Origin of the sequence: Yersinia intermedia, from assembly GCF_900635455.1 — a bacterium.
GTDB lineage: Bacteria > Pseudomonadota > Gammaproteobacteria > Enterobacterales > Enterobacteriaceae > Yersinia > Yersinia intermedia.
In genome coordinates, this window is sequence record NZ_LR134116.1 from 2319204 (window position 1) to 2342749 (window position 23546).

Below are 23546 nucleotides of genomic sequence, written 5' to 3' on the forward strand. Positions count from 1 at the left end.
AATATTATTTAGTCTCACGCTTCATCGTCATTGGAAGGGTCGTATTGGCATCGTAACGGCCTTTACAATCTGCAACCCCGCTCACGCCTTGTTTGCAGACGATCTCAGGCATTTGATATTTTGAACCATCACTGCACTGCGCCCTATAGCGGCTATTGATTACCAAATTGCCTGACTTCATTACGCCAGCGGTGATATTTGCGCGGCAAGTAACGTTATCCCCATGGGTGATTTTTACCGTACCTTTACCGTTTTTAATTTGATACTTCAGGCTAGGTGCTTTACCGGTTTGGGCCGCTTTGATCTCCGGGCTGACACGCCAGTTGCCATTAAGGAACGCCGTTGACCCTACTTTGACGGCATCAGAAGGGAGTATCAGTGCACTTTTACTCTCAACTGTCGGCGGTGCTGTAACGGCGGTCGGTTCAGCGATAGCGGATGCAGGGGCGAAGGTGGCATGATTCAACGGCAGTTGTGGCACGGCAGCGGGCGGCGTAATCTGAGCGACAGGCGCAGTGGTGACCGGTGCCGCTTCTTTAACTGACAAAGTTCTATCTTCAATGACCGATTTATCTTCAAGGACAGTGGGCTTTACATCCGGGGTGGCTACGGCATTTTCTGGCATTCCACCACTGAATTGCACTATCAAAGCGATGATTAACGCCAACACCGGTAACATCCAGCTAAATCGTAGCCAACGTGCTGGTTTTTTTATTGGTTTTGGCGGCAGAGTGACCTCTGCAACGGGCTCTGGCGGGGGGGGCGCTAACGTAGTTTCGCTCTGAGGCGGTAATTCAACGACAGCGGCAGCAGGTGGCGGCGGCGTTGGGGCCACAATGGTAGCGATAATCGGTTCAATAGGTTCGTAAGCTTCAGTAGTCTGGCGCAGACAATCGAGTGGATCAGTCCGTGTTTTGTTATCCGGGCTGACGAACCCCCAAAAGGTCAGTACGGGTTTGCCTGCGACTAAATAAACATGATTTTGATCAGGGAATTGCATCGTTTTGGCCAACAGCACGCCAAATAGCCGCTGTGCGGCGTTATCTGATTTCTGCGCTCGCTGACACAAATCATTGGCACTTGCCAGGCACGCCGACAACTGTTTGACGGCGGCTTTACGCTCAGCAGTACTGGCAGCCAGCCATGAGGTCACTTTACCTTCAATGGGGGCATACCAATCTATGCGGTCGCCGCGCTCATTAAGTTGAGGAATAGCCAGACAGTCAGCAATATGTTGTTGTCTTTTAAGGCGTAATGCCTCTCTTATCTGCCGTGCAGAGGCATAAACCGGTTGCCCGTTTTCGCCTAACGCCAGAATATCGTCCAAACTGCCACTGCGTAAAAATGATTTTGCCACGCAAAAGAGACCTTTGTAGTGTTACCCAAGGCAGAAAATAATGTGTTATCTGCGACAACCTATACTTTAGTGTTGGTGAGGGGGAATCAAACGCCGGAATAAGTGGCAAAATGTCCTCTTGTTTTCGATGAACAACAGTTTTGGCTAAATGTGTGTTTGGTTATTTGCCCTGATCCATTACAAGGCAGATTACGTCGATGGGCAGTAAAACCGTACTTTTGTTATATTTCTGTACCGGTTAATTGGGTAAGCTAAGCATCGCCCTTACGCGTAATGAAAGGAGATCTCTTGAATCAATCACAAAATACTCTTCACCTATCAGCCAGCGAAGCGATTGATAGACTTGAGACGCTATACGAGTCAGCACTTGCGGCATTGCGTGATGCCATTAGCGCTTTTATTCGCGATGGCGCTCTGCCGGATGTTGGTGAAAGGGCTAAGGGCTTGTTTTCATATCCGCAGCTCAGCGTCAGTTGGGACGGGAGATTCCGTGACCGCCAGCGGACCCGCGCTTATGGGCGTTTTTCCCGGACCGGACAATACAGTACTACTGTTACAAGACCCACACTGTTTCGCGACTATCTAACAGAGCAACTGACCTTGCTTGAAAGTGAGTATGGCGCGGTGTTTGAAGTGACACCGTCACAACAGGAAATGCCATATCCTTTTGTGATCGATGGTTCTGACCTCATTCTTGATCGGTCGATGACGGCGGGCCTTGCTCAACACTTCCCAACAACGGATTTGGCAAAAATAGGTGATGGCATTACGGATGGTATCGATACGGCTACGGCTGACTTCCCTTTATCGCATTTCGATGCCTTGCGGACTGATTTTTCACTGGCGCGGCTAAAACATTACACCGGCACGCCCGCAGAACATATTCAGCCTTATATCCTTTTTACTAATTACAGCCGCTATGTTGATGAATTTGTCAGTTGGGCTTGTGAGCAGATCCTCGATCCTGCCAGCCCTTATAAAGCCTTATCCTGCGCTGGAGGTAGCTATATAACGGCGGAACATGCTGATCCTGAAAAGACCACCTCAGATCTGGCGTGGAAAAAACATCAGATGCCGGCATATCACTTAATTGCAGAAGGGGGTCATGGCATTACTTTAGTGAATATTGGCGTCGGCCCATCCAATGCTAAAACGATTTGTGACCATCTGGCGGTGCTGCGGCCCCATGCATGGTTGATGATTGGGCATTGTGGTGGGTTGCGTGAAAGTCAGGCGATCGGCGATTATGTGCTGGCGCATGCCTATCTGCGTGATGACCATGTGCTGGATGCGGTACTGCCACCCGATATCCCGATCCCAAGTATCGCTGAGGTTCAGCGGGCATTGTACGACGCGACCAAAGCGGTGAGTGGTATGCCCGGTGTTGAAGTCAAACAGCGGCTGCGCACCGGGACGGTTGTCACCTCTGATGATCGCAACTGGGAACTGCGTTTTTCTGCCTCAGCACTGCGTTTTAGCTTAAGCCGTGCGGTTGCCGTTGATATGGAAAGTGCCACCATTGCGGCTCAAGGTTATCGCTTCCGAGTGCCTTATGGCACCTTACTCTGTGTTTCAGATAAACCGCTGCATGGCGAAATCAAGTTGCCGGGGCAAGCTAACCATTTCTATGAAGGTGCTATTTCTGAGCATTTGCAGATTGGTATTCGGGCAATAGATTTATTGCGCGCTGAGGGTGATCAACTGCATTCGCGCAAACTGCGTACTTTTAACGAGCCGCCGTTCCGCTAATCTCATCACGCAATAAACCGGCAAAGTATCAATCGATATTTTGCCGGTTATGCTCGATGACCATTTTAATAAAATTATCCCGCACCAAATCAGGAATAGTATTATTCCAGGCGATACCCACTTGCCAACTAAGGTTATTGCCGCTGAGCGCGATAACATTCATCGTCGGGGGCGCGATATGCACCACACTCTGCGGCAGTAATGCCACTCCGATACCGGCAATCACCAGTGCGAGTATGGTCTGGATATCCTCAACTTCTTGCATCGCTGGCGCGTAGAGTTGGTTTGACTGTAAGAACAGGTCAATTTGTGCATTTAGCCCACGCCCACGTTCGGTATATAAACGCAGTAACGGCAGATTTTTTAACCATGCGTCGAGTGTTAGCGCCTTATCTTGCGGAGTTACCAGCACCAGGCGATCTTCAAATAAGGGATGAAAATGTAGTGGTGCTTTGGGCGGCACTCGAACAAATCCTATTTGCAGCTCACCGTGGGTTAGTAACGCATATTGCTGGGCCGAGGGGATATCCTCCAACGTAATGGCAACGGCAGGAAACTGCTCCCTGAATCTCGCGATACAGTGTGGGGCAGTATAGAAAGTCGACAATCCAAAACCTATCGATATAAACCCTTCGATGCCTTTAGCCACTCTGGCGGCATGTTGTAGAAAAAAATCAGCCTGATTAATCACTTTCTCAGCCTCTGCTAGCAACTGTTGGCCGGAAGGTGTCAGTTGCGCACCATGCCGCCCGCGTGAGAACAGATGAATATTTAGCATTGATTCCAATAAGTTAATCTGCTTGGACAGAGCCGGTTGCGTGATACAAAGCGCCTGCGCTGCTTCATTGTAATTGCCTTTTTGTGCCAGCATAACAAAGGCCTTTAGCAACTTAATATTCACGTTTCATTCCAATTGGTAATCAATAAAGGAAAATCATTCATTATAAAGTTATCAATACGGCTGCTGTAATGCCAATGATAAAAATCAGCGGCGGATAACTCTTGGAGCATCATGTGACTGAATCACAATTGATAACAGTAGCAACAGTGCAGTTTCAGCATCAAGCCAATAACAAACAATATAATCTGTTGGTTATTGAGAAGTTTATCGAGCAGGCAGCTCTGCAAAACATTAAAATATTAGCCTTTCCAGAAATGTGTATCTCTGGATATTGGCATGTCCCTAAGTTGACAGCGGTGCAAGTCAATGCGCTGGCGGAATCGATAGAAAATAGCCCATCAATCGCCTTGGTTCGTGCGCTAGCAATCAAATATCAAATGCTTATTGGTGTCGGCCTGATTGAACGGGCAGATGACGGGCGACTCTATAACGCTTATGTTGCCTGCATGCCTGATGGCTCTTTTCACACTCATCGCAAACTCCATGCTTTTGAGCATCCAGCCATTAACAGCGGCGATTGTTACACGGTTTTTGACACACCGTGGGGTGTCAAAGTGGGCATCCTTATCTGCTGGGATAACAATTTGGTGGAGAATGTTCGCGCCACCACCTTACTGGGTGCGGATATATTATTGGCACCACATCAAACCGGTGGAACTCACTCCCGCAGCCCTTATGGCATGAAGCCCATTCCACTGGAGCTATGGGAACAACGTGTTGAACGAAAAGAAGAAATGACGGCAGCGATTCGTGGCATCAATGGTCGGGAATGGTTGATGCGTTGGTTACCTGCCAGGGCACATGATAATGGTTTATTTATTCTGTTCAGTAATGGTATTGGGGCAGATGATGATGAAGTGCGCACCGGTAATGCGATGATACTGGACCCGTATGGCCGCATCATTAATGAAACCTGGGAAGCCGCCGACATGATGGTGTGCGCCGAGCTGGATCTCTCTTTGATCCCACTCAGTACTGGGCGGCGCTGGATCTATGGCCGCCGCCCAGAGTTATACACCATTTTGACCGAGCGGCAAGGTTATGAACGAGATGCTATTTCGGCGCGATTTGCCGACGACGCCCCTGTCATGAAAAACAGATAGCTGACCGCCAATTTTACAGCCAATACCGATAAGGCAGGGGGCTGAAAACACCTGTCTTATCGGCGAATACCGGTACCAATGCTGATACTGGATACTCCGCCCGACCCGCCACTCACGCCGACATGACCGGTATTTGCACAAGCAATCAGCAAGAGTGTAATCATCACAATGATTAACTTTTTCATTCAGTTTCCTCCGGTTCGCTAGCACGCTATGCGCGCAGATACAGGAAGGGTAGCTTGCCTGTCTCTGATACTGCCCAATAAGTTATATCAAATAGTATATAGCTAAAGCGGGTTGAGGCTGCGGGTTCTCTCGGTTTAGCACTGAGTTTGGCTACAGCCGCCGCTGTTATTAATTAATGCTGATTGGGTAACAAGAATGCCTTGAATTGTGGCGTCATCACCGCACTGAAACCCTTGTCAGTTTTGGTGATCAGATACACTGCCAGCCCTTTTTCTTCCGCCAGTTTTAACGCCTTTTCGGTCCCCAGCACCATCAGCCCGGTATCCCAGCCATCGGCTTCCAGGGCACTGGTTGCAATCACCGTGGCCGAAACCAACTTATGGTTTATTGGTCTGCCGGTTACAGGGTCTAAAACATGAGAATAACGCTGACCCTTTAGTTCAAAATAGTTACGATAACTGCCAGAGGTACTGATACTGTAACCTTGCAGATCAACCAGCGCTTGCACGGCATTTTCTTTATCCGTTGGTTGCTGAATCGCGACCCGCCAGGGTTGGCCCTGACCGTTAACACCACGGGTGGAAACGGCACCGCCAACCGAGACCAGATAGTTAGTAATCCCTTTTCGCATCATCAGATTAACCAATTGATCAACGCCATAGCCTTCCCCCATGGTGGACAAGTCGACATATAAATCAGGCAGATCTTTTTGTAGCCATTCGCCGTGGTTATCACTGATCAGTTTCAGATGTTGTAACCCTACCTGCTTAAGCGCGCCGTCTATCTGAGCTTGGCTGGGTATGTTAATCGGCTGTTTTTCCGGGCCAAACCCCCATAAATTAACTAACGGGCCGACAGTAATATTCATCGCGCCCTGAGTATCACGACCAATACGTTGGGCCTGTAAGATAATATCGGCCATCCCCTGGGGAATGGGCTGCGGTTGTGTACCCCGATATTGGTTAAACCGGGAAAGTACGGACGTTTTACGATAGGTAGAAATATCATCATTGGCCTGTTCCAGCAGTGCATCTACCTCTTGCTGGAGCTGTTGCGGGCTTTGTGCGATTTCTCCACTGATTTTGACGCTATAGAAGGTCCCCATGGTTTTACCTTCGATATTAATCTGCGGCCGCGTCTGTACATCATTACACGCTGTCAATAGACCGAGCATCGCACTCAGTACGACAACTTGGGCAAAAATAGGGGCCATGGGGCGATCCTTGCAAGAAAAATGGGGGAGTGGGATTATCCTCGCAAAAACTATCATAGAAAATCGGGGCATACACATATTTATACGATGGGCGTAGATAATGGGCACTCAACACAGCGAATGGTCATTATGCTTTTCATCTGACGACTGAATAAGTCGCGCAGGGAGTCATATACAGCGTAAATGTATGGCAGTGATAACTGATTCAACCTGATTGGTAACGGTATCTGTTTAATAATCAGATCAACACTTTTGTAACACTCAATCAAGAGACTTGCCTATGCACTTTACTCAAGCCATTGCCAGACTCCCAGCGGCTACCTGCGGTAGCGGCCAGACCACGTCCCAATTGGGTGCCCCAGATATTACAGTGACGGGTCACCAGTTTTTGGCCTATGTTGATACCTTGCTTCGTCTGGGTCTGAAAGTGACTATTTTACCGGCAGCACCGGCATTCCCCGATGCGCATTTTGTTGAGGATACCGCTGTCGTCATGCCGGAACTGGCGGTGATAACCCATCCTGGGGCACCCAGCCGCCAAGGCGAAGTGGAGACTATCGAACCGCTATTTACCGACCGTCCAGTCTTTCGGATGAGCAACCAAGGCCATCTTGATGGCGGCGATGTGCTGTTGGTGGACAAACAATTTTTTATCGGCCTGACCTCACGCACTGATGAAGTAGGGATTAGCGAATTTACCGCAGCCGTCGAGCGCTATGGCTATCGGGTAACGCCAATAGCAGTGAGTGCAGGGTTACACCTGAAATCGATTGTTAACTATGTAGGGCGTAACACTTTGTTGCTGACAGAGGATTATCAGCACCATCCTGCGTTTTCTACGTTTAATACCATTGTTATTCCTGAAGATGAGTCTTACGCCGGTAATACGTTGTGGATCAATGATACGTTGATTACACCACAAGGTTATCCTTATACGTTGGCGCAAATTGAAAAGCTGGGGATGCCAATTATTCAACTTGATACCAGTGAATTTAAAAAAATGGATGGTGGGCTGACTTGCCTCTCACTTCGTTTCTAATATTTGCGATTTCTATTAATTGCAGTTTCTATTACTTGCCAACATCGGGATTTTAACCATGAAAAAGACATTAGCTGCAATACTGACCGGCTTGATACTTTCCGCGCCCGTGGCGGCTCAGGGCATTGACACTATTAGCTTTGGTGTAGACGGAGGTTATCCCCCTTTTGATGTCCTTTCCCCCAGTGGCGAAATCACCGGCTTTGATATCGATATTGCAAATGCCTTGTGTGAAAACCTGCATGCGAAGTGTGTATTCGTTAAACAACCCTTTGAAAGTATGATTGCGGCACTTAATGCCCGTAAGTTCGATGCAATTATTGCGTCGCTGACCATTACGGAAGAACGCAAAAAAGAAGTGGATTTCACTGATCGCTACTACCGCAGTGCCGCACAATTAGTGGCGCGCAAAGGCAGCCCGCTGTTGCCGGACACCGCCAGCTTGAAAGGTAAAACTGTCGGCGTGCAAACCGGTTCAATCCATGAGACCTATGCGAAAAAGCATTGGGGTGGGCAAGGGGTGAAAATCGTCTCTTACGCCAATCAGGACAATGTCTATCTGGATCTGATGTCCGGGCGCATCAACGCGTCGTTACAAGATAACATTCAGGCTGCCAGTAGCTTTATTGATACCCCTCGTGGGCAGAAGTTTGCTTTTGCTGGCCCGGTTATCCAAGACGAAACTATCTCATCTGATGTGGGGATCGCCGTTGGTAAAGACAATCCAGCGTTACGCGATGCATTGAATGGCGCGATTAAGGCGATCCGTGCTGATGGTACTTATGACGCCATTCAGAAAAAATATTTCAGCTTCGATATTTACGGCAACTGAGTGTGCCACCATTTTTTGTGATGTAAACCCGCCGGGCCGATGATTGACGCGCCCGGCACCGGTTTTTCAGCGACAGAGGCCAATAATGGTAGCAGAATATTTGCCTTTACTGGCACAGGGAGCGGGGTTGTCACTGTGTGTGATGCTGCTGTCACTGGCGGTGGCACTGGTACTTGGGTTGATCAATGCAGTTATCAAACTGTTTGGTCCGCGCTGGTTGCGCTGGATATCAACCGGATACACCACATTGGTGCGAGGTATTCCTGAACTGGTGATTATGTTGCTACTCTTTTTCGGTGGCGAAATGCTGGTGAATGGGTTCCTCAGTTTATTGGGCGTGGGGCCGGTTCGCTTCAACACCTTTATCTCTGGTGTGTTGGCCATCGGTATTGTGTTCGGCGCTTACTACACTGAAACCTTCCGGGGCGCATTTCAAACAGTTGATCGTGGTCAGTTAGAGGCGGCAATCGCTTACGGTATGAGTCCTGCTCAGGTCTTCCGGCGCATTATGTTGCCGCAGATGCTCAGTTTTGCCATTCCGGGGATCAATAATAACTGGCTTGGTTTAATGAAAGCGTCGGCGTTGATATCCATTTTGGGATTGGAAGATATGGTGTGGCTGGCTGAACAGGCAGGGCGGGCGACACAAAAACCGTTCTTATTTTACTTCCTGGTGGCGATGATTTACATGGTCATCACCGCGCTTTCTAGCTGGGGATTCAGTCTGCTTTCACGGCGCTATGCGCTGTCAACCTCTAGTGCAGCGAGGCAAGGATGAATCTGCAAACCATGCTGGAAGCTGCACCGACATTTTTGTATAGCGATGGGTCGGATGTTACCGGGTTGGCCATGACCGCTAAGCTGTTTCTACTGTCCGTAGTGCCGGGTTTATTGCTGGCGCTACTGATGGCGGTAGGGCAAGCTTTTGGCCCACGCCCGCTATCCTGGTTTATCCGCAGCATAACTTATTTTTTCCGTAGCACGCCGCTCTATCTGCAATTGATGCTGATCTACTACGGTTTGTCACAGTTTGACATCGTGCAGTTGGGTTGGCAGGACGACCAACCGTTCTGGCTGCTGTTCCGTGATGCCACCTTCTGTGCCACGCTCGCGTTGGTGCTCAATACCAGTGCTTATGTGGCAGAATTATTGGCGGGAATGATGGTGACGTTTCCCCGTCAGGAATGGGTGGCGGGCGAAGCTTTTGGCATGAGCCAATGGCAGATTATTCGCCGGCTGGTATTGCCCGCAACGCTGCGGCGCGGTATTCCGGCGCTGAATAACGAGATGGTATTCCTGCTACACGCCACCTCGCTTGCCAGTACCGTAACGCTATTGGATATTACCGGAGTGGCACGCTCGTTATATGCCGCAACCTATTCACCGTTTATACCGTTCCTGATGGCGGCGGCGCTCTACCTGTTATGCACCTTCATGCTGATTTACCTATTTTCACGCGCAGAACGGCGCTGGCTGGCATTTGCCCGTCACGATTAAGTGCCACTGCGGATTTAAGTGCGTTTGATGGTTTGTAATTCAGTCAGGGTGACGATTTTATCGACGCGGAATTTTTTACTGGTCAGCCAACTATCAGCCAGTAACCGGTAGTGTTCCATGTTACGACAACCAATGCGCACCAGGAAATCGAAGCTGCCACCGACCAACCAACAGTCCAGCACCTCCGGCGTTTTGCACACTTCCTGTTCGAATGCCGCCTGGGAGTGCCCGTGGTCGGCCAGTGCAATTTGTGCTTGTATAACAAAAGCATGCGCAGGTTCCGGCAACTCAATAATAGCGCTGTAACCGCGGATAATACCGGCACGCTCCAGTAGCCGCACGCGCTCCAGACAAGGGCGAGCGGTAAGGTTTACCTGTTCAGAGAGCTTTTGATAAGAGATGCGACCATCCTGGCTCAGTATTTCAAGGATTTTTTTGTCAATTCGGTCAAGCCGGGCTTTCTTTTCCACAGATAGGACGTCCAATGAAAATCAATAATCATAAGTTACCTGAACATGCCCTGGGTGGGCAGCGTCAATTAACCAGCTTTCATTTTGGCCAGCAAGGCTCAGGTGAAAAAATCTATCTACAAGCTGGCCTGCATGCTGATGAACTGCCCGGCATGCTGGTATTACATTATCTTAAAAGATTACTGAGTCAGGCGGAACGGCGCGGTGAAATTCAGAGCGAAATAATTATTGTGCCGCTTGCCAACCCAGTAGGTATTGCGCAAGTGCTCCTTAATAGTGGTATCGGCCGTTTTGATCTGGGCAGTGGCCGCAATTTCAACCGTGATTTCCCTGATCTGGCTCAAGGGGTACAAACGCGGCTGGCATCGTGGTCACTCACTGATAGTGTTGATATGCGGCAACACGTTCGTGTTGCCATGGTTGAGGCATTGCAGGATTTGCCCGCCAGCAGTGAAGTCGCAGCGCTGCGCCAACACTTGTTAAGACTGGCTTGTGATGCGGACCTGGTGCTGGATCTGCATTGTGATGATCACGCTATTTTGCACATGTACGCTGATCCTGCCTGGCGTGAACCCGCCGAAACCTTGGCTCGGTTCTTAGATATTGGCACCGTATTACTGTCGCAAGATAGCGGGGGTGGATCCTTTGATGAGGCTTGCAGCTTGCCATGGCACCGGTTAGCGGCGCACTATCCGGCGTTAAAACTTGAACCGGGCTGCATGGCGGTGACGCTAGAATTACGGGGTCAACAGGATGTTAGCCACGCGTTGGCCAGTGCTGACGCCGAGCGCCTTTATCACTATTTGCAGTACCGTGGCGCAGTCAAAGGCCAATCTTTGGTTATTCCGAAGCGGGAAGTCACTCTGTTGCCGTTTACGGCGGGTGAGATAGTGACAGCACCTGCCAGTGGCATTTTGCTGTTATTACGCCAGCCGGGTGAATGGGTTGGGAAAGATGAAGTGGTAGCTGAAATTATTGATCCGCTCACCGATACGGTAAAAGCGGTTCGCGCTCAGGCTGGCGGCATTATCTACGCCAGTCGGCGGGCACCTTTTGTCACATTGGGGGCAGAAGTGATGAAAATTGCAGGCAAAACCCCCTACACCGGTGGCGGGGGGTTGGCGTTGTGATGTTATAGCGCATCAGTCTTAATGATGGGTATGCGTTTAAACACTCAGTTCACGTAATAGGGGGAAAGCCTGTTGGGTCTGTTCTTCGCTGACGACGAACCCGCGTAATTGATGTGAACTATCAGTGCCACGCGCCACTATCCCCTGTGGCGTCAGGCATATCTCCCAGTGGAGATCTTCGCGGTTGGTTTCGCCAGCGAAATAGAGCGGTAGATCAGGTGTTTTGACTTTAACTAACATCGGCGGCAGGGTGAGAGACGTGGCTCCCCCTAGAATATTTTTTGCCAGTGTCATGGCTCCCACTAATATGGGCTGCAAAAATGGCAGTACTTTCCCCTCGACCTCGGCACAATCACCTACGGCAAAGATATCTGGATCAGCCGTTTGTAACTGATTATTGACCTTAATACCGCGCCCAATATCAAGACCTGCGGCAGCGGCGAGGGCCGTTTTCGGTTTTAAACCAATCGCAGCAATGACAGCATCAACGGTATATGTTTGCCCTGATCCAAGCTCTACTCGCAAGCCGTTGGCGACTTTCATTACACCGCGTAATTCTTGATTGAATACCAGGGTAACACCACGCTGACTGAGACGGTGTTGTAAGCGGCTACTGATCTCCACTGGCATAACAGAGGCCAGTAAACTGTGTGCCTTATCCACCAAAATCACCTGCTTACCAGAACGCTGTAGGTCCATTGCCAACTCCGTCCCGATTAACCCGCCGCCCAGCACTAAAACACGCGATGCCTTTTGCAACATATCTTGATGTTGCCGGTATTCATTTTGGCTATTAAATGTAACGATCATCTCGCTACCGGGCACGGTCGGAACCAGTGCGGACGCCCCGGTAGCCAGCACTAATTTATGGTAATTAAATGCCCGATCACCACAAAAAACGCGTTTAGTGTGCCGCTCAATGGCGGTGACCAACATCGCTGTATGCAAAGTAAGATTATTTTCTTCGGCAAACTTCTCGGCCGACAACCGTGTGAGATCGTCAGCGCTCTGCTGAAGACTAAATACATGACTTAAATCAGGTTTATTATAATCCACGCCACTGTCAGCGGCGATCATCTGGATTGGCACTTGTGGGTCAAGTTTACGGATGTTTTTAACCACTTGGCGGGCGGCAAAACCTGAACCCACAATAATAATGTTATCTGTCATAACATGCTCCATTACAGTGGATCGAAAACAGATTTGCCCAACCCACACTCTGGGCAGAGGAAGAAATCGGGTACATTTTCCCAGCACGTTCCCGGCTTAACCTCTTGAAGAGGCTCACCCAGTGCCGGATCATATATCCACTGGCAAACACTGCATTGCATTGAAATACCCAGATTTTGTTTCTCGGCGCGGGCCTTTTCTTGAGTGAGGGCGATAGCATCGTCAACCTCAGAGGAATGGGGGGTCTCCAATGGGTGGAGTGCCCATTCGCGGGCAATTTTACGCCCATGTTCACGACACTCTGCTAAAGCATCAGTATCAGGCCGCCATTTCATTTTTAAGGAGAGGGAGATATCAAACCCGGCATCCATCAGGCGAGTTTGAATGCGGTCAACCGCACCGCCAGTCCAGCCAAAGCTGCCAAATGCCGCAGCTTTTTTGTTACGGAAACGTAATCCAGCTAGTTCTTCGAGCATCCCCGCGATTTTTGGCATCATGACGTTGTTCATGGTGGAAGAACCTACCAAAACACCTTTAGAACGGAAGACCTGAGTGAGGATTTCATTTTTGTCGTGGCGGGCAATGTTGTAGATCTTCACCGCCACGCCGGGGTCGGTATCGTGAATACCCTGAGCAATAGCATCGGCCATCATTCGGGTATTATTTGACATGGTGTCATAGAAAATGGTTACCCGGTCTTCTTGATAATCTGCCGCCCAGGCCAGATATTGCGTAACAATTTGGGTTGGATTATCGCGCCATACCACGCCATGGGAGGTGGCAATCATTGAAACTGGCAGATTGAAACCAAGAATTTCATTGATTTTGGGTGTTACCAAGCGGCTGAAAGGGGTCAAAATGTTGGCATAATAGCGAGCGCACTGTTCATAAAGTTCGGTCTGATCGACTTCATCATTAAACAGATGCTCATCACAGTAGTGCTGACCGAAAGCATCATTACTGAACAACACGGCATCCCCCGTGATGTAAGTCATCATGCTGTCAGGCCAATGCAGCATCGGTGTTTCAACAAAGATTAATTGCTTACCGTTGCCAATATCCAAGGTATCGCCTGTTTTAACCGTAATGAAATTCCATTCAGGATGATGATGATGTCCGTTGATTGAGTCGATAGCATTGGCGGTGCAATAAATCGGAGTATTGGGGATACGGGCCATTAACTCGGTTAATGCACCGGCATGGTCTTCTTCTGCATGGTTGATAACAATATAGTCGAGCGCATTTAAGTCGATCTCTTGTTCTAAATTGGCAACAAAATCTCGATCAAATTTCTGATCGACAGTATCGATCAAAATGTTCTTTTCTTCGCAGATTAAATAGCTGTTGTAACTGGTCCCTTTCAGGGTTTTGTACTCAGTTCCATGGAAATCGCGCACTTCCCAATCACGTTGCCCAACCCATTTGATATTATTCTTAACTTGAATCGCCATGAACCGTTCCTCAACTAAAATAAATGATTTACCTCATCTTAGAGAGCAAATGGCGTGCCATGATTTATGATATTGATTTTAATCAGATAAAAATTAAGATTAGTCATTATGACATTAATGTGCCATTGTCATAATGACTAACACTATGTCGGAATGACAAAATATGAGTTTATCCATTCAGTCACTGGCCAAAATAGCCATTGAGCTACAGGGCGGCTTATCAGGGCAAGATCGTTTTCAGACGTTAGTCAGTAGCTTGCGGCAATTACTGCAATGCGATGCCTCGGCACTTTTGCGTTATGAATATCAATTGTTCCGGCCATTGGCTATTGACGGTTTATCTCCTGATGTATTGGGGCGGCGTTTTTCGTTGTCATCCCATCCACGATTAGAGGCTATTGCCCGCGCAGGGAATGTGGTCCGTTTCCCGACTGACAGCCATCTCCCTGACCCCTATGACGGTCTGATCCCAGGGCATGATGAGCTTAAAGTCCATGCCTGCATTGGTCTGCCCTTGTTTGCTGATCAGACACTTATTGGTGCATTAACTTTTGACAGTATGAACCCGCTGCAATTTGATGGATTCAGTGATGAAGAGCTTAAACTGATTGGTGTATTAGCGGCCTCGGCATTGAATAATGCACTTTTAGTCGACGTGTTGGAGAAGCAAGCGCTCCCTACGGTTAGTTCATTAAGCATCCAAAAACAAGCCACCTCTAGCTCGGAAGACGAGATGATTGGCCTGTCGCCGTTGATACTGCAACTAAAACATGAGATAGGCGTGGTAGCGGGTTCAGAACTGAATGTGCTAATCACTGGGGAGACGGGGGTCGGTAAAGAGTTGGTTGCTCAGGCAATTCATCATTTATCACCGCGCGCTACTAAGGCATTGATCTATTTAAACTGTGCCGCCTTGCCTGAGAATGTGGCGGAGAGCGAATTATTTGGTCATGTGAAGGGGGCTTTTACTGGTGCAATACATGACCGAACCGGTAAGTTTGAAATTGCCGACAATGGCACGCTATTTCTCGATGAGATTGGCGAGCTTTCTTTGGTACTTCAGGCCAAATTACTCCGTGTTATTCAGTATGGCGACTTGCAACGTGTCGGTGACGACAGTACCAAGCGGGTGAATGTTCGTATTATTGCTGCTACCAATTGTGACCTTAAACAAGCGGTTATAGAAGGGCGCTTTCGCGTTGATCTGTTTCACCGTTTGAGTGTGTTCCCATTACATGTTCCACCGTTACGGGAACGGAAAGGGGATATTGTCCTGTTAGCCGGATTTTTTGTAGAGCGGATAAGAAAGAAACTGGGGCTGCAGCAGTTGGGCATCCCGGCAACCACACTCACCCTGCTAGAGAATTACCGGTGGCCCGGAAATGTGCGTGAATTGGAACATGCTATTTATCGTGCTGCGGTACTGGCGCGCGCCTCACAACCGGCGACAGAATCTCCGCAACTTCATGCTGATTTATTTAATATTACGGTCACTGTCATACCCGGTGTGTCACCGATAGCCGCTAGCGAGGATCAACGCACCACACCTGTAGACCTACAAGCGGCGACCCGTGATTTTCAGCGGCAGGTTATAACGCAGGTTCTTCAGGCGAATGAGATGAATTGGTCAGCATGTGCTCGTGCGCTAAACCTTGACGCAGGTAACCTCCATCGTCTTGCCAAACGGCTCGGCATCAAACGATAGGGGCCGCCGTCTAATGCAGTGAGTTCGGCATTTTAATGGGGCGCACTAGCGATATTCACTTGAGTGAGAAAAGGCGTAAACCGAGTTTATCGCCTTTTCTAGTCGAATTTACTTTATCGCTTATGACCTATAAGTGATCGAAATCTGATGCATCGTGGCGCTCAGGCAACTGCTCATTGGGCTCTCCCCAAGTGCGATTGACAATACGCCCCCGTTGCACGGCTGGCCGCTGCGCAATCTTCTCCGTCCAACGTATCAAGTGGGTATAGGATTTCACATCCAGGAATTCCCCAGCTTCATACTGCAAGCCTAAAACTAAATTGCCATACCAAGGCCAGATGGCGATATCTGCAATCGAATATTCATCACCGGCAATATACTCATGTGTTTTGAGCTGAGTATTGAGCAAATCGAGCTGGCGCTTAGCTTCCATTGTGAAACGGTCAATCGCGTATTCGATTTTTACCGGGGCATAATGATAAAAATGACCAAAACCTCCGCCTAAATAAGGTGCCGCGCCCTGTAACCAAAATAACCAGTTCAGGGCTTCCGTTCTCTGTGCGTGATCTTTTGGCAGGAAATGGCCGAACTTATCCGCCAGATAAAGCAAAATAGCCCCGGACTCAAAAACTCTCACGGGAGTCGGGGTGGAGTGGTCCATCAGCGCGGGGATTTTTGAATTAGGATTCACGGCGACAAAACCACTGGAGAACTGGTCGCCTTCACTTATCCGAATCAAGTGGGCATCGTACTCTGCGCCTTTCTCGCCCAGAGCCAGCAACTCTTCCAGCAGAATAGTGACCTTCTGACCGTTGGGTGTCGCCATGGAGTAAAGCTGTAACGGATGTTTGCCAACCGGCAGGGTCGCTTCATGACGTGCACCTGCTGTTGGGCGGTTGATTTTGGACCATACACCGCCACTTTCATTATTTTCCGTCCAGACCTTTGGAGGCTGGTATTCGTTATCTTTCATCATTGATTACCTTATTTGAGAATGAATACGAACTTAATAATACTCATAGTGATTATGCATCAATAATAAAAGATAACAGGGATAATATTTGTTGTTAAGCGGCAGGCATGGGCCGGTAACCGTAGGCCAAAAGGGCGTAAGGGAATCATTACCGGTAAGAATGAGGTCACTTAAACTTCATACAACACCTTGGATGCTTCTGCAACCTGCCGCTCCAGCAGCTTGAGGGTCTTGGATAATACGTTTTCCTGTTCTTTGAACCAGTGATCTTTATCGGACAGAGAGGTAACAAGTTGCCAGGAGTCTTCATCCTCCAATGCTTCCAGTTCACGCAACATCGCATCAATTTGATCTCTGACCTGCTTAATCTTTCTGCGCAACCGTTCAAGGTCATCAATACAGTCGCTCGCCATCAGTGGTTCGAACCCACGTTTTAAACTCTCGAGCAATGCATTAATCGCGGGGAAATCACCCCGTTGGCGGGCTTGATTGAGCTGAACCATCAGTTGATGTGCTTTCTCTTTAAACTCATCCGCGACTAAATCTGGATGGCAGAGCCGACTGGCTTGCCGCCACAGGCGTTTTAGTTCCTGACGCTGATCAGCAGAGAGTTTTTGCTCATTACTGTGTCGCCGTTCGGCATCTTTTTGCTGTTCCTGATAGCTCTCGTACTTCTCTTTTGCTTCTTCTCGGGCTTTATGGGTTGACTCGGTATTGCGGGTGCAGAAATCCTTTTCCAGCTCTTTGATTTCCGCCAGCAACGCGGCGATTAAGTCCGTTTGTTGCTGAATCTGCTGCCGTATCTCTATGGTTTCACTCGAAATAACGGAGAGCGCTAACCAGCGCTGTTTTAACGCGGCAAGTTCATCAATGGCTTGAGATATATACTGCTGGCAGTTGCGATAATCACGTTCCCTGCGTCGGGCTTCTGCCTGCGCTTTACGCAGGGTACATTCCGCCAACTGTTTGCGTAAATGTAAGATCCGATTCATTAGCGGGCCAAGGCGCACCAGATAGAGATCGTTAAAGTCGTCCAACAACTGAACCCGCTCGTTACGTTTATCGATTAACTCGCGTAACTGCTCCTCCAGTGCTTTCAGCTCCATTTTACAGGCGGCCAATTCAAGATCTTGCCATTGGGTGACGGCTTGTTTACTCGCCAGCCATGCTGCAATGGCGTCTAGCGCATGCGTAAATTTCCCTTGTTCAATTTCTATGGCAATAAAAGCCAGCACGGCGTCCTGAGATTCGCTTTTAAGATAAGGAAGTTGTTGTCGGATAATATCCTCATCTTCAAGCTCAATAGCACTTTTAATGATCTCCAGCCGTTTAATGAGTTTTTTCATAAGTATCGGATTTGCTGATAGCGTAGACAGGATAGCGACATACTAAACAACGGTTTCAAATTGTTCCAGATGAATAGGATTTATCTCATTAGAATGACCCATTTCACACCATAAAAGTGACTTTCTTATCATCTACACCAGATGAACCGATAGGGGCCATACCATTCAACACCGCCAGAAGTGCACTTGCACTGGATGAGCCATCAGCGTGGGTTGATGCTATTGGGTTCGATCGCCCGCGAAGACCAGAGATTGTAATCGGGTGATGATGAAACAGATATGGAAAATCGAATATATGGTTGACTTTGACGCCAAGAATCCTAAGATAACCACAGTATTCAGTCTTGGAAATCTTATGATCACACTCACGCCATTGCAGCTTTTCAAAAATCTATCCGACGAAACTCGTCTGAATATCATCTTGCTATTGCGAGAGTCTGGCGAGTTGTGCGTTTGTGAACTTTGTGACACCTTGAATGAGTCTCAACCCAAGATATCCAGACATCTGGCAATGTTGAGAGAATCTGGACTTTTGCTGGATCGCCGTGCAGGGAAGTGGATTCACTATCGTCTGTCACCTCATATTCCTGCCTGGGCGGCAACCGTGATTGAGCAGGCCTATCTCAGCCAACGCGATAAAATCGTTCTGTTGGTGAGCACTAATGTAGCGCCGAGCGGTAAGGCAATTTGTCTCTGATGAATTAAAAAATTTACTCAATCATATCTGTTTTTTCATATTTGACTGAAGAGGCGGATTGATTAACCACAGGAAGGAATCGATGAAAACTCTCTCAGTTTATGATCCGGCATTATGTTGCAGTACCGGCGTATGCGGCACCGAGGTTGACCAAGCCTTGGTAACATTTTCCGCTGATGTTGACTGGCTTAAAAAGCGGGGTATCAGCGTTACCCGTTACAACCTCTCCCAGCAACCCATGGCCTTTATCGACAATACTCAAGTTAAAAATTTCCTGGAAAACTCGGGTGTTGAAGGTTTGCCGCTAATTTTGCTTGATGGCGAGTTGGTGATGGCAGGGCGTTACCCTACGCGGGCTGACCTGGCTCGTTGGTGTAAGCTTCCACCAGAAATTACCAGCATCACAGCGAAAAGTTGCAGTGATGGTAATACGTCCTGCTGTTAATCAATGAGTGGAGGTGAGTGATGAAATTCTTACAACAACCCCCCGTTTTTCTCTTTTTTACCGGGAAAGGTGGCGTTGGTAAAACATCCATTTCTTGTGCCAGCGCCATCACGTTAGCAGATGCAGGCAAGCGTGTGCTGTTGGTCAGTACCGATCCGGCCTCAAACGTCGGCCAGGTGTTTAATCAGACTATCGGGAATACCATTACTGCAATCGCAGTTGTACCGGGGCTTTTTGCGCTAGAAATTGATCCACAAGTGGCGGCTCAGCTTTACCGCGCTCGTATTGTTGATCCGGTGAGAGGGCGCCTGCCTGAAGCCGTTGTTCGCAGTATTGAAGAACAACTGTCGGGGGCTTGCACCACGGAGATAGCGGCATTTGATGAGTTTACCAGCTTGCTAACTGACGCCTCGGTGCTTGACGATTTTGACCATGTCATTTTCGATACGGCTCCCACTGGGCACACCATCCGTTTGTTGCAACTCCCCGGAGCCTGGAGCAGCTTCATCGACAGCAACCCAGAGGGCTCCTCGTGTCTTGGGCCATTAGCAGGTTTAGAGAAACAACGTGATCGTTATACCCATGCATTACAGGCTTTATCAGATGCGGAAAGAACCCGCCTGATATTAGTTGCCAGGGCGCAAAAATCTGCACTATCCGAGGTTGCCAGAACCCACTACGAACTGGCAGCGGTTGGCTTACGCAATCAGTATTTGGTGATAAACGGGATATTGCCCGAAGCTGAAGCTCAGGTAGATACGCTGGCTCGCGCATTATATCTGCGTGAGCAGCAGGCCCTGAGTGAGCTCCCCGAGGTTCTCACTGGATTACCCCGCGATGATTTGATGCTGCAATCCGTGAATATGGTAGGAACGGATGCGCTGCGCCAACTTCTGTTGAAAAACGAGACCCAACATTCAATCTCAGATAATCCCATGGCCGAGGTATTACCCAAATTACCCACGCTGTCCTCTTTGGTAGAAGAGATCGCCGCTGACCAACATGGTTTGGTGATGCTGATGGGGAAAGGTGGCGTAGGTAAAACCACATTGGCGGCGTCAATTGCAGTAAAACTGGCTGAAAAAGGGCTGGATGTCCACCTGACCACGTCTGATCCCGCAGCCCATATTGAAAATACTTTGAATGGGCAACTCAATAATCTGACAGTCAGTAGAATAGACCCCCTCGCTGAGACGGAACGTTATCGTCGGCATGTGTTGTCCACTAAAGGCAAGAGTCTGGATGCGCAGGGCAAAGCGTTATTGGAAGAGGATCTCCGTTCCCCCTGTACCGAGGAGATTGCGGTCTTTCAGGCTTTTTCTCGCGTGATCCGTGAAGCGGGTAAACGATTTGTGGTGATGGATACTGCGCCGACTGGCCATACATTATTACTGCTGGATGCCACTGGCGCGTATCACCGTGAGGTGGAAAAACGGATGGGGGACAATGGGCATTATCTGACGCCAATGATGCAGTTGCAGGATGAAAAACGTACCAAAGTATTATTGGTGACGTTGCCTGAAACAACACCGGTGTTAGAAGCAGCAATTCTGCAAGAAGATTTACGTCGGGCAGGGATTGAACCCTGGGCATGGCTCATCAACAACAGCCTGGCCGCAGCGGCTACTTCATCACCCCTGTTACAATTACGTGCAGCGCATGAAGTTGAGCAAATAAAAAAAGTACGAGACATATTGTCTGCACGCTTGGCACTCATTCCGTTGCAAGAAGAAGAGCCTATTGGCATTGCTCGTTTGAGCCATCTGGCCGGTGACATATAACGTATAAACATTTACAAGGCAGGAGGGAACTCTTGCCTTTCGGGGGCGATATGTTGTTGGCAGGCGCTATTTTTGTTTTGACAATTGTATTGGTCATCTGGCAACCCAGAGGGCTGGGAATTGGTTGGAGTGCCATGCTCGGTGCGGGGCTGGCGTTACTGAGTGGGGTGGTTCACATCGGCGATATTTCGGTGGTGTGGCAGATTGTCTGGAATGCGACAGCGGCCTTTATTGCGGTGATCATCATCAGTCTGTTATTGGATGAGTCGGGGTTCTTTGAATGGGCCGCACTACATGTGGCAAGGTGGGGCAATGGTCGTGGTCGTTTACTGTTTACTTACATCATCTTATTAGGTGCGGCAGTGGCGGCACTGTTCGCTAATGATGGTGCCGCACTTATCCTGACACCGATTGTAATTGCGATGCTATTGGCGCTGGGCTTTAGCCGTGGCGCGACATTGGCTTTCGTGATGGCGGCCGGATTTATTGCTGATACGGCCAGTTTGCCGCTTATCGTTTCTAATCTGGTGAATATTGTCTCGGCAGATTTCTTTAACCTTGGATTCACTGAATATGCCGCAGTGATGGTGCCGGTTAACCTGGCGGCGATTGCGTCAACGCTGGTCATGTTACATCTATTTTTTCGCAAAGATATACCGGTTGTTTACGATCTGTCGCTGTTGAAAATGCCGAAAGAAGCGATCCGTGATGTAAACACCTTTAAGACCGGATGGTTGGTTCTGGTGCTACTGTTAGTCGGCTTTTTTGGTCTGGAGCCGCTCGGTGTACCTGTTAGCCTGGTTGCCGCTGTTGGGGCGCTGATTCTGTTTGTCGTAGCGAAGAAAGGCCATGTTATTAACACCGGTAAAGTGCTACGCGGTGCGCCATGGCAAATTGTTATCTTCTCACTGGGTATGTACCTGGTGGTTTATGGCCTGCGTAATGCGGGGCTGACCCACTATCTTTCTGCCTTGCTAAATCAACTGGGTGAGCAGGGGTTGTGGGTGGCTACGCTCGGCACCGGATTCTTGACGGCGTTCCTGTCTTCCATCATGAACAATATGCCGACCGTGTTAGTGGGGGCGTTGTCAATTGATGGCAGCTCTGCCACTGGCGTGATTAAACAGGCGATGATTTATGCTAACGTCATCGGCAGCGATTTGGGGCCGAAAATTACCCCGATAGGCAGTCTGGCGACCTTATTGTGGTTGCATGTTCTGTCGCAAAAAAATATGACCATTACCTGGGGCTATTACTTCCGGGTGGGCATTGTCATGACAATACCGGTGCTGTTGGTCACGCTGGCAGCGTTAGCGCTACGGTTATCAGTACCTCTGTAGCAACTGTTAACAAACAAGGCTTAATAACAATCTCAGCAGGCAACGGTTGCTGGGATTTTAACGAGAGATCATCCAGATGAGCAATGTAACTATTTATCATAATCCAGCCTGTGGTACATCGCGTAACACGCTGGAGTTAATCCGCAACAGTGGCACAGAACCCACGGTGATCCAGTATCTGGAAACACCACCAAGTCGCGAGGTATTAGTCAAACTGATCGCGGATATGGGGATCACGGTGCGGGCGTTGTTACGTAAAAATGTCGAGCCTTATGAGCAATTAGGGTTGGCTGAAGGGACTTTCAGCGATGACCAACTAATTGATTTTATGTTGCAGCATCCTATCCTGATCAACCGCCCGATAGTTGTCACTTCGCTAGGTACCAGATTGTGTCGACCTTCTGAGGTGGTGTTAGAGATTTTGCCCGATGCGCAACGAGGCTCGTTCAACAAGGAAGATGGCGAACCCGTGATAGATGAACAGGGCAAACGCATAGAAAAATAACCAGATAACGCCAGAAGGGAGCACTGAGTGCTCCTTTTTGTGTATGGCACTTAGGATAATAAATAACCCACCGAGGATAGCCAATGAGGGAAGTGCATGTTCGTGAAATGGCTGAAAACGATTGGTTTGCAGTCAGTACTATTTATCAAGATGGAATTCATACCGGTCATGCTACCTTTCAAACCGAATCGCCGAGCTGGCATGATTGGAACGACAGCCATATGGATCAGTGCCGCTATGTCGCGCTCATAGACGGTAAAATTGAAGGTTGGATTGCATTATCTGCTTTTTCTAAACGTCACGCTTATCGCGGTGTCGCTGAAGTGAGCATTTACGTGAATCCACAGATCAGTGGTCAGGGCATTGGTTATAGATTGATGTCCCATGTGATTAATGCGTCTGAAGCGGTGGGTATCTGGACACTGATTGCAGGTATTTTCCCTGAAAATACAGGCAGTATCAGGCTGCATGAAAAGTCGGGCTTTCGCGTGATAGGCATCAGGGAAAAAGTCGGCGAGATGAGAGGTGTGTGGCGGGATGTTATGTTGATGGAAAGAAGAAGCAAGGTAGTGAATTATTAAAGGTAAAGAAAAGCATCGACGATTAACCCGTTCGATGCTTTAAATTCCACTTGGCTATCTGTTATTACATCAATT

General features: G+C 48.8%; 23 protein-coding genes. 14 read left to right on the plus strand and 9 right to left on the minus strand.

Features of this window, described 5'->3' with window-relative positions; genetic code table 11:
* Positions 1-4: 4 nt before the first annotated feature.
* Complete coding sequence (locus tag EL015_RS10595) at positions 5-1357, minus strand: SrfA family protein (protein ID WP_005184266.1); 1353 nt, start codon at positions 1355-1357, stop codon at positions 5-7.
* 273 nt (positions 1358-1630) lie between these two features.
* Between EL015_RS10595 and EL015_RS10600 the strand changes: the two genes are divergently transcribed.
* Positions 1631-3106, plus strand: coding sequence for an AMP nucleosidase (locus EL015_RS10600; RefSeq protein ID WP_050073334.1), 1476 nt, complete (start codon positions 1631-1633; stop codon positions 3104-3106).
* A 28-nt stretch (positions 3107-3134) separates the two neighbouring features.
* On the opposite strand, the gene EL015_RS10605 is transcribed toward EL015_RS10600, so the two are convergent.
* Positions 3135-4007, minus strand: a complete 873-nt coding sequence (locus EL015_RS10605) for a LysR family transcriptional regulator (RefSeq protein ID WP_032906059.1) — start codon at positions 4005-4007, stop codon at positions 3135-3137.
* Positions 4008-4120: 113 nt separating this feature from the next.
* Here EL015_RS10605 and EL015_RS10610 point away from each other — a divergent pair, with 113 nt between their 5' ends.
* On the plus strand, positions 4121-5110 hold the full coding sequence (locus EL015_RS10610; RefSeq protein WP_005184256.1) for a nitrilase family protein: 990 nt from the start codon (positions 4121-4123) through the stop codon (positions 5108-5110).
* Between the two features lie 56 nt (positions 5111-5166).
* Here EL015_RS10610 and EL015_RS22045 read toward each other — a convergent pair whose 3' ends face one another.
* Positions 5167-5295 (minus strand): hypothetical protein, encoded by a 129-nt coding sequence (locus tag EL015_RS22045; RefSeq protein WP_005184252.1) that lies wholly within the window; start codon positions 5293-5295, stop codon positions 5167-5169.
* Positions 5296-5468: 173 nt separating this feature from the next.
* Complete coding sequence (gene apbE / locus EL015_RS10615) at positions 5469-6509, minus strand: FAD:protein FMN transferase ApbE (RefSeq protein WP_005184249.1); 1041 nt, start codon at positions 6507-6509, stop codon at positions 5469-5471.
* Between the two features lie 280 nt (positions 6510-6789).
* Here apbE and EL015_RS10620 point away from each other — a divergent pair, with 280 nt between their 5' ends.
* From EL015_RS10620 to EL015_RS10635, 4 genes are all read left to right on the plus strand, one after another.
* The gene (locus EL015_RS10620; RefSeq protein ID WP_005184246.1) at positions 6790-7548 is read left to right on the plus strand and encodes a dimethylarginine dimethylaminohydrolase family protein; all 759 of its coding nucleotides are present in this window, start codon (positions 6790-6792) and stop codon (positions 7546-7548) included.
* Between the two features lie 58 nt (positions 7549-7606).
* Positions 7607-8380, plus strand: coding sequence for an ABC transporter substrate-binding protein (locus EL015_RS10625; RefSeq protein WP_032906057.1), 774 nt, complete (start codon positions 7607-7609; stop codon positions 8378-8380).
* An 85-nt stretch (positions 8381-8465) separates the two neighbouring features.
* The gene (locus EL015_RS10630) at positions 8466-9158 is read left to right on the plus strand and encodes an ABC transporter permease (RefSeq protein WP_005184240.1); all 693 of its coding nucleotides are present in this window, start codon (positions 8466-8468) and stop codon (positions 9156-9158) included.
* Positions 9155-9877 carry an ABC transporter permease gene (locus EL015_RS10635; protein WP_032906055.1) on the plus strand — a complete coding sequence of 241 codons (723 nt, stop codon included), beginning with the start codon at positions 9155-9157 and terminating at the stop codon, positions 9875-9877. The genes EL015_RS10630 and EL015_RS10635 overlap by 4 nt, the downstream gene beginning before the upstream one ends.
* 14 nt (positions 9878-9891) lie before the next feature.
* Here the strand turns inward: EL015_RS10635 and EL015_RS10640 are convergent, their stop codons facing one another.
* A complete protein-coding gene (locus tag EL015_RS10640) occupies positions 9892-10347 on the minus strand; it encodes an Lrp/AsnC family transcriptional regulator (RefSeq protein ID WP_005184236.1) in 456 nt (151 codons plus the stop codon).
* A gap of 14 nt (positions 10348-10361) precedes the next feature.
* Between EL015_RS10640 and EL015_RS10645 the strand changes: the two genes are divergently transcribed.
* On the plus strand, positions 10362-11477 hold the full coding sequence (locus EL015_RS10645; protein ID WP_005184234.1) for a succinylglutamate desuccinylase/aspartoacylase family protein: 1116 nt from the start codon (positions 10362-10364) through the stop codon (positions 11475-11477).
* 36 nt (positions 11478-11513) lie between these two features.
* Here the strand turns inward: EL015_RS10645 and norW are convergent, their stop codons facing one another.
* Both norW and norV read right to left on the minus strand, forming a co-directional pair.
* On the minus strand, positions 11514-12647 hold the full coding sequence (gene norW / locus EL015_RS10650) for an NADH:flavorubredoxin reductase NorW (protein ID WP_032906053.1): 1134 nt from the start codon (positions 12645-12647) through the stop codon (positions 11514-11516).
* Between the two features lie 11 nt (positions 12648-12658).
* Positions 12659-14098: an anaerobic nitric oxide reductase flavorubredoxin gene (gene norV / locus EL015_RS10655; RefSeq protein ID WP_005184231.1), complete on the minus strand. Its 1440-nt coding sequence runs from the start codon at positions 14096-14098 to the stop codon at positions 12659-12661.
* A 163-nt stretch (positions 14099-14261) separates the two neighbouring features.
* Here norV and norR point away from each other — a divergent pair, with 163 nt between their 5' ends.
* Positions 14262-15803, plus strand: a complete 1542-nt coding sequence (gene norR, locus EL015_RS10660) for a nitric oxide reductase transcriptional regulator NorR (protein WP_005184213.1) — start codon at positions 14262-14264, stop codon at positions 15801-15803.
* 127 nt (positions 15804-15930) lie between these two features.
* Here the strand turns inward: norR and yghU are convergent, their stop codons facing one another.
* Positions 15931-16776: a glutathione-dependent disulfide-bond oxidoreductase gene (yghU, locus tag EL015_RS10665; RefSeq protein ID WP_032906052.1), complete on the minus strand. Its 846-nt coding sequence runs from the start codon at positions 16774-16776 to the stop codon at positions 15931-15933.
* A 170-nt stretch (positions 16777-16946) separates the two neighbouring features.
* A complete protein-coding gene (locus EL015_RS10670) occupies positions 16947-18122 on the minus strand; it encodes a coiled-coil domain-containing protein (RefSeq protein ID WP_005184203.1) in 1176 nt (391 codons plus the stop codon).
* A gap of 355 nt (positions 18123-18477) precedes the next feature.
* Between EL015_RS10670 and EL015_RS10675 the strand changes: the two genes are divergently transcribed.
* The 6 genes from EL015_RS10675 to EL015_RS10700 all read left to right on the plus strand — a co-directional run bounded on the left by EL015_RS10675 (position 18478) and on the right by EL015_RS10700 (position 23471).
* Positions 18478-18819, plus strand: a complete 342-nt coding sequence (locus EL015_RS10675) for a metalloregulator ArsR/SmtB family transcription factor (RefSeq protein WP_071984978.1) — start codon at positions 18478-18480, stop codon at positions 18817-18819.
* An 82-nt stretch (positions 18820-18901) separates the two neighbouring features.
* Positions 18902-19264 carry an arsenite efflux transporter metallochaperone ArsD gene (gene arsD / locus EL015_RS10680; RefSeq protein ID WP_005184198.1) on the plus strand — a complete coding sequence of 121 codons (363 nt, stop codon included), beginning with the start codon at positions 18902-18904 and terminating at the stop codon, positions 19262-19264.
* Positions 19265-19284: 20 nt separating this feature from the next.
* Positions 19285-21045, plus strand: a complete 1761-nt coding sequence (gene arsA, locus EL015_RS10685) for an arsenical pump-driving ATPase (RefSeq protein WP_050088279.1) — start codon at positions 19285-19287, stop codon at positions 21043-21045.
* A 50-nt stretch (positions 21046-21095) separates the two neighbouring features.
* On the plus strand, positions 21096-22385 hold the full coding sequence (locus tag EL015_RS10690) for an arsenic transporter (RefSeq protein ID WP_005184191.1): 1290 nt from the start codon (positions 21096-21098) through the stop codon (positions 22383-22385).
* Between the two features lie 76 nt (positions 22386-22461).
* Complete coding sequence (gene arsC / locus EL015_RS10695) at positions 22462-22890, plus strand: glutaredoxin-dependent arsenate reductase (RefSeq protein ID WP_005184189.1); 429 nt, start codon at positions 22462-22464, stop codon at positions 22888-22890.
* An 83-nt stretch (positions 22891-22973) separates the two neighbouring features.
* Entirely contained in the window at positions 22974-23471 is a 498-nt protein-coding gene (locus EL015_RS10700) for a GNAT family N-acetyltransferase (protein WP_032906050.1), read from the plus strand.
* The last annotated feature ends 75 nt before the right edge of the window (positions 23472-23546 follow it).